The organism is Psychrobacter sp. CLB018 (assembly GCF_041222815.1).
Lineage (GTDB): Bacteria > Pseudomonadota > Gammaproteobacteria > Pseudomonadales > Moraxellaceae > Psychrobacter > Psychrobacter faecalis.
On sequence record NZ_CP166085.1, the window covers coordinates 2,431,696 to 2,443,290 of the forward strand.

Annotated in this window: 13 protein-coding genes; 6 read left to right on the forward strand and 7 right to left on the reverse strand. The window is 42.0% G+C overall.

Going from position 1 to position 11,595, the window contains the following annotated elements:
• Positions 1-9: 9 nt before the first annotated feature.
• The 3 genes from AB8P72_RS10280 to gdhA form a co-directional block, all read right to left on the reverse strand.
• Positions 10-846, reverse strand: coding sequence for an amino acid ABC transporter substrate-binding protein (locus AB8P72_RS10280; protein ID WP_201589249.1), 837 nt, complete (start codon positions 844-846; stop codon positions 10-12).
• Between the two features lie 535 nt (positions 847-1,381).
• Positions 1,382-1,966, reverse strand: a complete 585-nt coding sequence (locus AB8P72_RS10285; protein ID WP_068407247.1) for a PepSY domain-containing protein — start codon at positions 1,964-1,966, stop codon at positions 1,382-1,384.
• A gap of 217 nt (positions 1,967-2,183) precedes the next feature.
• Positions 2,184-3,530 carry an NADP-specific glutamate dehydrogenase gene (gene gdhA, locus AB8P72_RS10290; protein ID WP_068407251.1) on the reverse strand — a complete coding sequence of 449 codons (1,347 nt, stop codon included), beginning with the start codon at positions 3,528-3,530 and terminating at the stop codon, positions 2,184-2,186.
• Positions 3,531-4,339: 809 nt separating this feature from the next.
• Between gdhA and AB8P72_RS10295 the strand changes: the two genes are divergently transcribed.
• From AB8P72_RS10295 to AB8P72_RS10320, 6 genes are all read left to right on the forward strand, one after another.
• Positions 4,340-4,702 carry a roadblock/LC7 domain-containing protein gene (locus AB8P72_RS10295; RefSeq protein ID WP_010201036.1) on the forward strand — a complete coding sequence of 121 codons (363 nt, stop codon included), beginning with the start codon at positions 4,340-4,342 and terminating at the stop codon, positions 4,700-4,702.
• Between the two features lie 284 nt (positions 4,703-4,986).
• Positions 4,987-5,481, forward strand: coding sequence for a PAS domain-containing protein (locus tag AB8P72_RS10300; RefSeq protein ID WP_201589255.1), 495 nt, complete (start codon positions 4,987-4,989; stop codon positions 5,479-5,481).
• 3 nt (positions 5,482-5,484) lie between these two features.
• Complete coding sequence (locus AB8P72_RS10305) at positions 5,485-6,234, forward strand: PhnD/SsuA/transferrin family substrate-binding protein (protein ID WP_369957723.1); 750 nt, start codon at positions 5,485-5,487, stop codon at positions 6,232-6,234.
• A 186-nt stretch (positions 6,235-6,420) separates the two neighbouring features.
• Positions 6,421-7,047: a hypothetical protein gene (locus AB8P72_RS10310; RefSeq protein WP_296192668.1), complete on the forward strand. Its 627-nt coding sequence runs from the start codon at positions 6,421-6,423 to the stop codon at positions 7,045-7,047.
• Positions 7,048-7,198: 151 nt separating this feature from the next.
• Positions 7,199-7,711, forward strand: coding sequence for a hypothetical protein (locus AB8P72_RS10315; RefSeq protein ID WP_369957724.1), 513 nt, complete (start codon positions 7,199-7,201; stop codon positions 7,709-7,711).
• 376 nt (positions 7,712-8,087) lie between these two features.
• A complete protein-coding gene (locus AB8P72_RS10320) occupies positions 8,088-8,747 on the forward strand; it encodes a methyltransferase (RefSeq protein WP_289051227.1) in 660 nt (219 codons plus the stop codon).
• Between the two features lie 103 nt (positions 8,748-8,850).
• Here the strand turns inward: AB8P72_RS10320 and AB8P72_RS10325 are convergent, their stop codons facing one another.
• The 4 genes from AB8P72_RS10325 to AB8P72_RS10340 all read right to left on the reverse strand — a co-directional run bounded on the left by AB8P72_RS10325 (position 8,851) and on the right by AB8P72_RS10340 (position 11,587).
• Positions 8,851-9,108: a hypothetical protein gene (locus AB8P72_RS10325; protein WP_369958290.1), complete on the reverse strand. Its 258-nt coding sequence runs from the start codon at positions 9,106-9,108 to the stop codon at positions 8,851-8,853.
• Positions 9,109-9,196: 88 nt separating this feature from the next.
• A complete protein-coding gene (locus tag AB8P72_RS10330; RefSeq protein WP_289051230.1) occupies positions 9,197-9,379 on the reverse strand; it encodes a DUF308 domain-containing protein in 183 nt (60 codons plus the stop codon).
• A gap of 187 nt (positions 9,380-9,566) precedes the next feature.
• Positions 9,567-10,340 (reverse strand): NTP transferase domain-containing protein, encoded by a 774-nt coding sequence (locus AB8P72_RS10335; RefSeq protein WP_289051231.1) that lies wholly within the window; start codon positions 10,338-10,340, stop codon positions 9,567-9,569.
• Entirely contained in the window at positions 10,337-11,587 is a 1,251-nt protein-coding gene (locus AB8P72_RS10340; RefSeq protein WP_369957725.1) for an XdhC family protein, read from the reverse strand. The genes AB8P72_RS10335 and AB8P72_RS10340 overlap by 4 nt, the downstream gene beginning before the upstream one ends.
• Positions 11,588-11,595 lie beyond the last annotated feature (8 nt).

Here is an 11,595-nt window from a genome sequence, read left to right on the forward strand (position 1 = left end):
ACGCTAGCATTATTTTTGTTGACTTATATCAGCACCGAAGAATTCTTCGCTAAGTTTGGTTAGCGTGCCGTCAGCTTTTAGCTCAGCCATGGCGCCATTGAGTTTTTCGACAACTGCGTCATCACCTTTCAGCAGCACCAAGCCCGAACCCGTCTGCTCACTGGCAGGTGCAACCAATTTAATCTCAAGATTGGCGTCTGGGAATTTTTTTAGATAGTCCAATACGGCAAGGTTGTCATTCATCGTAAAGTCAGCGCGGCCTTGTTTGACCAACTGAATCGCTTGCGCCATACCATCGACGGGAACGATTTCAGCTTCATAACGCTCTGCCAGCTCACCATAATTACTGCTAAGCGACTGTGCAGAACGCAGTCCTTTTAGCGCTTCCCACGAGCTATAACGATTGTCATCAGTCGGTGCCAATACCACAGCGCCTGACCAGCTATATTCAGTCGCTTTATCGTACTTTGCTAAGCGCTCAGGCGTGGTCAAACCTACCTGATTGGCAACCATGTCAAAACGTTTTGAATCCAAACCTGCTAGCATGGCATCCCACTGGGTTTCTTTAAATTCAACATCCACCCCTAGTTTATCAGCAACTGCCCGCGTTACTTCGACATCATAACCGGTCAGCTTACCGCTCTCATCATGATAGGTGAACGGCGGATACGTACCTTCAGTACCGACATTAATAGTGCCGCCATTATTGATACGTTGGAGCAAATCAGAACCACCAGTCGCCGCACTATCGGCTGCATTGGTATCAGCATCAGTAGTAGGCGACTGATTACAAGCGGCAAGTAATACCGTACTGGCGGCAAAGGCTAAAAGCGTACGACGTTTCATAAGACGTCCTTATAAAGTAGGTGAATAAGGCAAAAAGTAGCAAACCAATAAATAGGGTGAAAGCATTACAAGCAGTCTTGACTAAAAATTGCGTCTATTAACTGTCATGCTTGGCTTTGGCTTCCCGATTTGAGGATACTGCGGCTATTTTTCAATACTATTTTTCTATTATGTTGCATTAAATAGGCTAAGTGACGGTTAATATTCATAATATTTTTGACGGCAAGCCTACTTATGCAACCATGACTTGCTCATATACTAGCGCAGTTGGGTAAGAATAAACGTACAAAAACAGTGAGTATGCGTAAGATTCTTAAGCTTTACTCATTTATAAAGTTTTATATAGCGGCTTTTTAGATGAAACTCCTTGATGAAGCTACTTATTCATCATAAGGGTAAGACGAGCTTACTTTGGTTATATTCATATTAAGCGTCTATTATATTGAGTGCTCGCATAGTAAATAAGCCGTTTTCAATAAAAAAGACATCAACCTTATGACTGATGTCTTTTATACTATTTTTATCAAAATAACTGCTACTTTTTGAACTTATTGGCAAATGTTTTACCGCTGTTAGCGTCGACATTAATACTAACAATCTTGTTACCTTTTAATAGGTCAGCTTTATAATACGCCGTATGATTGGCATAATCGCGATCATTCTCAAATTCAATTTCTAATATCTTACCACCCGTTTGTTTTTCAGCGATATTAATAGCCTTCATAATATCGATTTTCGCTTTTTTCTGAACTTGGTAAACGTTGATATCATCGCCATCAAGACGATCCGTTTCCTTTTTTACAATTTTACCTGTATTGGCATCTACTTTGATTTCATAATTGACGCTATCGGTACTGAATTCTAATTCATAGACGCCACCTTTGCCAATGGCATCGCTATCATCCTCATCAAAATCGGCACTGATTAAAATACCAGAAGCTGATTTACTGGCGATAGTAATGGCTTGCTTTAAGCTAATTTTCGCAGCTTGCGCAGCGCGTACTTCGTCTACATTACTAGCGGCACTGGCGGCTGTAGTTATGACGCCCGTCGTCAAGGCTAATGTCAGACAAGCACCCAATGTTGTTAGCTTAAAACCTTTGAGAATTTTATTCATCATATCGTCTCCTGATTCATATTTTTATTTATTACTATCGATTTTGTTTACCGTATTTTTTATTCAACTCTACCGCTTTTCTTATCATAACGCTGATGAGATAGACCTGTGCAGCAAAAAAGTATCCTAATGTATCATCATTGTTTGCAGTCAAAAAAACCGCGCCTATCCTCTTAGATAAGCGCGGTTTATGAAAAACTGCTTTCGTATTAAGACAAGTTTAGTTCAAGATACCATAAGCACATAAGGCATCAGCAACGCGTTTGAAACCAACGATATTTGCCCCTGCCATATAGTCGATATAACCGTTATCGGTCTGGTTATATTTTTCTGAAGCGTCAGCGGCGCAGTCGTGGATATTTTTCATAATACACTTTAAGCGCTCATCGACTTCTTCAAAGGTTTTATATTGACGTACAGAGTTTTGTGACATCTCAAGACCCGATACCGCGACCCCGCCTGCGTTGGCCGCTTTACCTGGTGCATAGTGGACGCGGTGCAAACGCACATAGTCAATCGCATCAGCGGTCAGTGGCATGTTAGCGCCTTCGGCAATATATTTAATGCCGTTTTCAACCATTAATTTGGCATCTTCTTCATCAACTTCGTTTTGGGTCGCTGATGGAATGGCAATATCACCTTTGATATGCCAAGGTTTTTGCTTAGCCAACCATTCACCGCCGAATACATCGACATAATCACACAACGGCTTACTTTGGGCTTTTTGCTCTTTTAGCCAGTTGATTTTTTCTTGGTCCATACCGTTTGCATCGTGCAGCGTACCTTGTGAGTCAGATACCGTCAGTACTGTTGCACCCAGCATGTGGGCTTTTTCAGCGGCGTGGAGTGAGACGTTACCGGCACCTGATACCAACACTTTTTTGCCTTTGATGTTATCGTTTTGAGCGGCAAGCATGTTTTCTAAGAAGTAAACTGCGCCATAGCCGGTCGCTTCAGTACGCATCAAGCTACCACCAAAACCCACGCCCTTACCAGTCAAGACGCCGCCGTGCTCACGGGTTAGATTCTTATACATCGCAAACATATAGCTGACTTCACGTCCACCGACGCCGATATCGCCTGCCGGTACATCGATGTCTTTACTGACATATGGATGCAGCTCACGCATAAAGGCATAGCAAAAACGGCGGATTTCACTGTCAGACTTACCTTTAGGATCAAAATCAGCGCCACCTTTACCGCCGCCCATCGGCAAGCCAGTTAAGGCGTTTTTGAAAATTTGCTCAAAACCTAAGAACTTAAGGACCGATTGGTTGACGGTAGGATGAAAGCGGATGCCGCCTTTATAAGGACCTAAGGCATTGCTGAATTGTACACGCCAGCCGCGGTTGACCTGCACTTCACCCTTATCGTTTTCCCAGTTGATACGAAAAGCGATAACACGGTCAGGCTCGACAAGACGCTCAAATATTTTGAACGTATCATATTCCGGATGGGCGTCGTATAGCGGAGCAATGGTGATTGCAACTTCTTTTACCGCCTGAATAAATTCAGGTTGATGGGCGTAACGTGCTTCGACTTTTTCGATTGCCTGACTGATACTCATATAGGTTCCTTAGGGTAAAAATGGTCATCGTGCTGATTCACGTGGGTGTTTTATCGCTTAAATACAAACGATGGGATTTAAAACACCAATGTGAGATTGAAATCGTTTCTATACGCTAGTAAATATAGAAACTGGGAGATTAGAAGCCAACTGAATGTGTCTCTAAATCGTAAACCCAGAAGCACAAACAATTTTTATCTCATAACTATATAGCATTTTTTTGCCGTATAAGTCTAGTAAATATCACCATCATCAAAATTTATAAAGGATATTTATTTCATTATAATCTATCAATAAACCTGCCGTGAAAACTCGTTAGTCAAAAAAATGACCGCTATTGTTTGAGTGATTTACGGTAATTTTGTGCAACATTGTCGTCTTAAATAATCCTTTGATTGCTTTACTTGCTACTTAGACTATAGGAAAAAAACACATTAATGGAAAATAAAAATACTAAATAAACGCCAATCTCAACTTATCGTAGGCTTTTGATTTTTATAGAATTTAAAATTCTAATTGTTTTAACTGAAATTTTAAAAACTAAGTAAACCAATACCTTAGAAAAATAAGTTGAGAGTGGGGTTAAATAACTTAAAATATGCCAACTTTTATTTATTAATTATAATAAAATTGCGATAAACGGTGGTGAAATAAGATTAAGTAGTAAAAAATGCGCGATATTAAGGCGTTAAATAGCGCTCTGCCATATCAATAGTAACAGTAAGGGTTTATAACATTGTTCACTAGTCGAAGACTAAAATCAGAAAATCCCAATTATCCCCTTATTTATTCGTCACAGAGAAATCGTTATGCGTACAGACTCATTCCAGCAAATCTTGGAAGACCTAAACAGCTCATCTGCCGATGTTGAAGCATCTGCCCTTATCTCGAACGATGGTCTTATGATTGCATCGGCGCTGCCTACAGGCGTTGATGAAGACCGCGTTGGCGCGATGTCTGCTGCTTTGTTATCACTAGGTGACCGCGCAGGTCGTGAATTGGCTCGTGGTAGCATCGACCGTATTATGATCCAAGGCGAAAAAGGCTATGTGATTATGACCTCATCAGGTGATGAAGCGGTATTAACCATTATGGCAAAACCAAACGCCAAACTTGGCTTGATATTCTTAGACATTAAGCGCGCCTCAGAAGCTTTGGCAAAACTTATCTAATATTTATTTTTAAAGCTCTGTCATTAAGATTTTATGGGCTATCAGCGCTATAAACTACTTGATAAACAACACTTTAAATGAAAAATTATGTCTTGTCTTATAAAAATTATTTAAGGTATTGCATACCGTTTATATTGAATAAATCTAAGAGTGCGGTTTAAAACTTAAGTTTAATTGTCAGTTTGCCATATAAACTTAAGTCATACGCTTAAACCAAATATTTTTTCAATAAGGTTTACGCTTTTTAATAATTATCACAACCATGATAAATGAAGGAGATTACAATGGGTTCTCCACTCCCCGACGCCATGAAGCCTGACATGCCAGCCGAAGAAGTCACCCTGACTTACCACGACGGCACTTCGCGCACTGTTTATGATACTGGTATCGAACGCCCTTATCCTGACGGTAAGTTAATCGTCTCACGTACCGACTTAAACGGCGTTTTGACGCACGTGAATGATGCTTTTGTCGAGATTAGCGGCTATGATGTCGATGAATTAATCGGTAAGCAGCATTATATTTTACGCCATCCTGATATGCCAAAAGCGGCTTATAAAGACCTATGGTCGACCGCCGACGCTGGGCAAAAATGGCATGGTTATGTGAAAAACTTATGCAAAGATGGCAGTCACTATTGGGTTTACGCGACTGTCGTACCAAACGTCCGTCGCGGCGAAACGGTTGGCTATACTTCGGTGCGCCGTAAACCATCGCGCAGCAAAATTGAGGCGGCAATCGCTCAATATGCCGAAATGAAACAAAATGAGGAAGGCTAAATCATGACGACACATAATATGTTAATCGCGCCTGATTTTTCGCCGGAGCGTTTTGCAGGCTGGCACATGTTTAATACTTTGATTCAAAAACGTGCCAATCTCAACATGCACCTAAATATCCCTACCTCGCATGCTGAGCAAGAAACCGTTATCAGTGAAGGCGATATTCAAGTCATTTATGCCAACCCTTTTGATGCGGCTACCCTTATTCGTGAGCACGGTTACCATGCGGTTGCGCGCCCTATCGGTAAATCTGATGAGATGGTCATCGCCGCGGCGGCAAATAGCGATATCAATAGCTTAGACGACATCAAAGCTGGCGCTACTATCGCCATGGTTGATAACCGCGATGTAAAATTGATTGGTTTACGCCTGCTTGAAGCGGTCGATATCGAAGAAGCCGACCTTAACTGGTCAGTGACTGAAACCTATCAGGCAGCGGCGCGCCAAGTGATTAAGGGTGAGGCGCAAGCGGCGTTCTTTTTGGCGGAGATTTTCCATAGCTTTTCACGCCTAACCAAAGCGCAGCTATCAGTATTAATCGAAAGCGATTTGGCCGATATCAGCCACGTCTTGCTGATTAAAGACGGCTTTCCGGATACTGACATTTTGATGGATGCCATTTTGAATCTGTATAACGATAACGATGGTAAAGAAGCGTTGACTGAACTTGGCATGCCGCAAGGTTTTGAAGCCATGAACGAAGAAGACGCAGAATTTATGATTGATTTGATGCAAACGTTACTTGACTAGCAGGTTCATTGGCATCTTACTGACGTCATAGCCTATTAGGCTACAATAATGCTAAGCAACAATCGCTATGGTCTATCACGTCATAGCGATTGAGCAAAGTGGTGCCCTAATAGCATTTTTATTAATACTTTTTGAATAACTTTTTAACCGCTTTTTGCATAGTGCTATGACTAACAGGACACGCTTATGTCTGATTTAGATCTCATCAAAGAAAGTGAAATGGCAGCACGGCGCGTCTATCGTCTTTACTCACGTAAGATATTTATCGCACCCAACAACCGCCATTTTCACGAACAACGTATCAATGCTGCCCTACTGTTAAACGAAAAAGAACCACTACAAGGTGCGGTAGCCGATTTTTTTTATGGCTGCTGGTATGACATTCCCTATGATGTCACCAATATGTTTACCCGCTTGCAAGGGCGCATGCTGCCGCATATCGAGCAAGGCTTTCGAGATTGTATCGATAAAAAAAGCTATATCCAAAAAAACAGTATGCTGGCAACGCGCTGGAGCGTACTGGTTTCACCATCTTTAAATGAACAGACGCAGCGCCTGCGTATCAGTAGCGATGACGCCAAAGAAATCGCTAAAGACATCACCAACGATTTGATGCTCGCGCGTGACAATCAAGACTGGGATACCATAGAGCAAATCGAAAACGAGTTTTTTGCCCATTGTATCGCGCGTCACGACCGTTTGGCGTTCTCCTTGGTGTGGTTTCGCTTGGGTAAAAGCGATTGGCAATTCGATGCGCGCTGGAATGACTGTCAGCAAAAACTTGACCAAACCAAAGACACACAAGACGCTTAACGTGCTTATTTTCATAGCATCATCAACATTCATCTAACGAGTAGCCGCTATGTCTTCTTATTTAAACGCTGATAAAACCTATCTGACCTAGACCCCAGCTGGCATTTTTGAAGCATTTTCGCAAAGTGAACCAACGCCTGAGCAGTTATCCTTGCAAGATTTATTGTCGCATAACGAGACGCTGCTGGCCGCTGACTGGCTCGAGCGCTATTCTGATGAATGGTTAGACAGCTTTTTAGAACATGGCTGGATTGAGAAGCTGTCGTTATTTTTGCCCGCGCCAAATTTGCCGCTTGATCAATTTTTACCGTATGTCGTTTCAAGCTTATCGGGTAAACGCCGCGCGGCGATTGGTTCTGATGAAGGATTTTGTCTGGCACGGATTGGCTATAGCCAAGAAGAAGCGGATATGCTCAGTGTGGCGGCGGCGGACTTTTCAGGCTTTATGCTGCGCCAAAAACAACGCGGCTGGGCAGTAGAGAGCCAAGCGATTTCTTTCTTTCAGCAAGTTGATTTGCTGATTCCTGAAACCAGTTTTGTATTTTTATGGATTGATGGCTCAGGCTACGTACTTATCATCGATGGCGAACCTTTAACCAACAACCGTGCCTTTGTTGAGTTGGTATGGGCGCTTAAAACCTCTGGGCTTAGATTTACTAATTAGGCCGAATATTTAGCAAGCCACAATTAATCAAACCAACTGCTTAGTATAAATGCACCCTTTAACCATAAGCGGTGCATTTTTTATGTCTGTAACTTAAACTACTGAATCTACTAATAAAAATTACCATTTATAATTTTATCGCGTAATAATAATACCCTTAGAATTAACAATAAAGGTTTAAACGTTAGATTATACTTATTATAAGCAACTGTTTACTTTTTTCGTTAAATTTATAATTTCAATAAAAAATTTCCATTGCTATATTTTCCACATTTCCACATTTCCAAGTTTTAAATCATCTCTATTAATAACTACATCCCTCGAACGTGGCAACTTTTGCCAAACCTTGCATTCTTGCTTATTTTTAGGACAGTTTATGGCTTCGCTAACCACTGTGCGCTTACGTTATCAAACGATTGAAATTGGCAATACTGACATTCATATCTGCACCCTACGCGATAATCAACAATTTAGTGACCCTGACAATGAGGCGCTGGACCTCGGTATTTGCTCGGCGTCGTGGCCGATGTTTGGCGTGATTTGGCCGTCAAGCTTGGTGCTGGCCAATCACATGCTTGATTATGATATTGCAGGCAAGCGCATCTTGGAAGTTGGCTGCGGTATGGCATTATCAAGTCTACTACTGAACCATCGCCATGCCGATATTACAGCGACCGATTATCATCCGACGGTTGAGTACTTTTTGGATAGAAATACCACGCTGAATAATAATAAAGAAATTAACTTTGAACGCTTAGACTGGGCTGAAGACAATAGCCATCTTGGTAAGTTTGATATTATCATCGGTAGCGATTTACTTTATGAAGACCAGCATATTGATATCTTGGCGGAGTTTATCGAACGTCATGCACTGCCAACTTGTGAGGTTATCGTCGTTGACCCTGGACGCGGGCGTAAAAACAAGCTGACCAATAAGATGGTTGAATTTGGCTTTAGCAGTCAGCACGTGAAACCTGAGGACACCACTTATCTTGAGCTACCTTTTAAAGGGCATATTTTGACGTTTTCGCGTTAATATTTAAAACAATCAAAACTTATAGAATAAAAAAAGACGCTATTTTACGGCGTCTTTTTTGTGGCTAAGCTGCTTTATTTTAGGGATAATTACAGGTGTTTTTTTATAGATTTCGAGTTAACGGTGGTTGCACACGTGAATACATGATTAATGAGATGCCATTAGATATCAGCTCAACCGCTAATAATACACCAAGAATATAGGTCGCTGACTGCGGATAGCTGGTAAATATCATGATAGCCAACGTAATCGAGATAAGCCCTGAGATTAATATTGGCACAAAAGCCACGGTTCGGCGTAGACCGAAAGCAACCATCACTCTGACGATACCCGTTGCCATAAATAAAATAGCAATTACCATGGTCAAGGTTAAAATACCTTGTAGCGGGTTTTGTAGCAGCTCAATACCGATAAATATGCCAAGCACACCGCCAATGGCCGCTAGCACTTTACCCGTCGTGGTATAAGCACGGAACAGGGCAATAAACTGTAAACTGTAAGATACCGACAAGAAGAAATACAAACCCAGCCAGTTGTTCAGCAGCGAAACTAGCGCTAAGCGGACTGAAAAAAGCAAAGATACCGCCAAGAATACTGATGATACCAACGACTAGCCACAATATACGACTCATAAGATACCCTTACTTTATATTTATAATGCGCAAATGATATCGCAGATTATTGGCAGGCTTGTATGACGGTAGTAATGTATTCAGGTAATCCTGTTACCATCAGTGCCCAGGCGTTGTATCATGCTTATAACCCTACTAACGGTTTAGGCGTAATATGCCTATCATCCAAACGATTCTTGGCATCAAATTATTTATCAACCCAGCCCTGCTGTCGGGCATAGGCAAGTTGCTCGGGCGTATCGATATCATAGCTCAGCTGTTTATTGAAGACTGTCCTGATTTCACTGGGCGAGAGCGCTCTGATTAAATGACGTAGGCCTTTGTCTCCACTTATATGAAGCTGCCATTGTTTAAGTAGCTGATAATCGATAACTAACGGTAGACCAACGATGGGATTTTTCGTTTCATTCTTGGCATCTGCTCTACGCTCAATATAGTCATCTTTTGATAACATATCGAAAATCTGCCAATGCTCATAACCACTGGCAACCACTAGATGCTTACCGGCTAGCAATCCATTAATATGTTCAAGGTTCAATAAAACTTGGTCAACGCCTATAATCAACACTCGCTCAACCACTTCATGATTAAAATCTTTATCATTAACAAACTGAGTTAAGGCTTCAATAGCAGTATAAAGACTATGTCCCATACCAGTTTCGGGCGTTTGGTTAATGACAGTCTTGATATGTAAATGGGTGTCGCTTAGTTTTGCTACCTCACTAGCTATCGATGCCTCATTTTTAGGAATAACGACGATAATAACTTGCGGATTTGTGCTTGCTGCCAGTCTTATCATATGGCTAATTAACGGAACACCATTTTTATAAAGCAGCTGCTTAGTCTCTCCAAGACGACGACTGAGGCCGCTGGCTAGAAGAATAATGGTATGGCTTGATTGCTGGCTAGAATTTTGATTTGGTAATGCCGCGCTATTTGACGTTGAGTCAATTTTCTTCATACACCGCTCAATATTTCAGATGTGGTTCTATTATTATCTGAAAAACCATCAGCAGGATTTTGCTCATGCATGACAGCGCTTATTTGTGCCATGATGCCAAGTGCTAAAGCTTCAGGGCCATCACCGCCTAATTTATAACCAATCGGATAGTGGAGTTTTTTTACGCCCTCACTTAAACTTGCCGGATTGTCTTTGACAGCACGAATCTCATTTACCAAGCGCTCGGTTCGATAACTTGGGCCTAACTGTCCAAGATACTTATAATGAGTAGGATGCGCAAGCAATAACGAAAGACGGGCACGGTCTTGGGTCAAACTGTGCGACATCAACGCGACCGCCGCATGACGACTGAGCTTGAGCAGTTTCTCATTATCGTCCAATGCGACTGGCATCACCATATCCGCTTCGGGAAAACGCATCCGCGTGGCATACTGGGCACGGCTATCGATAACGCTGACGTGCCAATCTTGTAATTTTGCCATGGTCACAAGCGGCATCACATCATTCCCTGCCCCGCAAACAAGCAAACGGTGCTGTGGTTGTAGACGCTGGATAAGCCATTCTGTGGTGATATCACCGTTTTTTAAGACAACGTATTCGGTATTTTTGTTAGAAACTACATGCGTTGACAGAGTTTTAACTAACCCTTCAATCTCATGAGTAAAAATATTCGCTTGCTCAATGAACGCTTGATTACCCATACGAGCACCGCTGACAAAAGTTATTTTTCCGTTGGCAATATAGTCTTTTAGATCTAGCCGAAGCCCAATGGGTAAATAGTATTGATCATTTGCGTGAATTAACGTCGCTATCGTTGTAGGATTTTGGCTACGACGAACATGATTAATAACTTCTAAAAACGGCCTTGCGGCTGTCAAACGCTCAAACAGTACATGAACCTTGCCATTACAGCCTAAACCAAAATTTAGCTCATTTTCTAAATCGCTGTTTTCAGTGCTGTTATTTTCAATATCATTATCTGCCTCGTCACTCTCATCACTACCCGTTTGATAAACCTGCACGTTTGCGCCATAACGCGTCAACCAAAAAGCACGTTTGATGATATGTGGTTCTAGGCAACCACCGCTAATCATCCCAACCGAGCGTCCATCAGCGCAGATAAGCATCATCGCCCCAGCACGCCGATATGCCGAGCCTTCGGTATGTACTACCGTTGCTAACACCGCATCGATGTTTTGCTGCTGCGCCTCGCCTGCGAGCTTTAGAATATCAGCGACCTGATTCATATTGCCTC

Bases quoted from the DNA above. Each gene is read 5' to 3' on its own strand.
- AB8P72_RS10280 (WP_201589249.1), bottom strand. From the start codon at position 846: ATGAAACGTCGTACGCTTTTAGCCTTTGCCGCCAGTACGGTATTACTT.
- AB8P72_RS10285 (WP_068407247.1), bottom strand. From the start codon at position 1,966: ATGATGAATAAAATTCTCAAAGGTTTTAAGCTAACAACATTGGGTGCT.
- gdhA (WP_068407251.1), bottom strand. From the start codon at position 3,530: ATGAGTATCAGTCAGGCAATCGAAAAAGTCGAAGCACGTTACGCCCAT.
- AB8P72_RS10295 (WP_010201036.1), top strand. From the start codon at position 4,340: ATGCGTACAGACTCATTCCAGCAAATCTTGGAAGACCTAAACAGCTCA.
- AB8P72_RS10300 (WP_201589255.1), top strand. From the start codon at position 4,987: ATGGGTTCTCCACTCCCCGACGCCATGAAGCCTGACATGCCAGCCGAA.
- AB8P72_RS10305 (WP_369957723.1), top strand. From the start codon at position 5,485: ATGACGACACATAATATGTTAATCGCGCCTGATTTTTCGCCGGAGCGT.
- AB8P72_RS10310 (WP_296192668.1), top strand. From the start codon at position 6,421: ATGTCTGATTTAGATCTCATCAAAGAAAGTGAAATGGCAGCACGGCGC.
- AB8P72_RS10320 (WP_289051227.1), top strand. From the start codon at position 8,088: ATGGCTTCGCTAACCACTGTGCGCTTACGTTATCAAACGATTGAAATT.
- AB8P72_RS10325 (WP_369958290.1), bottom strand. From the start codon at position 9,108: ATGGTAATTGCTATTTTATTTATGGCAACGGGTATCGTCAGAGTGATG.
- AB8P72_RS10330 (WP_289051230.1), bottom strand. From the start codon at position 9,379: ATGAGTCGTATATTGTGGCTAGTCGTTGGTATCATCAGTATTCTTGGC.
- AB8P72_RS10335 (WP_289051231.1), bottom strand. From the start codon at position 10,340: ATGAAGAAAATTGACTCAACGTCAAATAGCGCGGCATTACCAAATCAA.
- AB8P72_RS10340 (WP_369957725.1), bottom strand. From the start codon at position 11,587: ATGAATCAGGTCGCTGATATTCTAAAGCTCGCAGGCGAGGCGCAGCAG.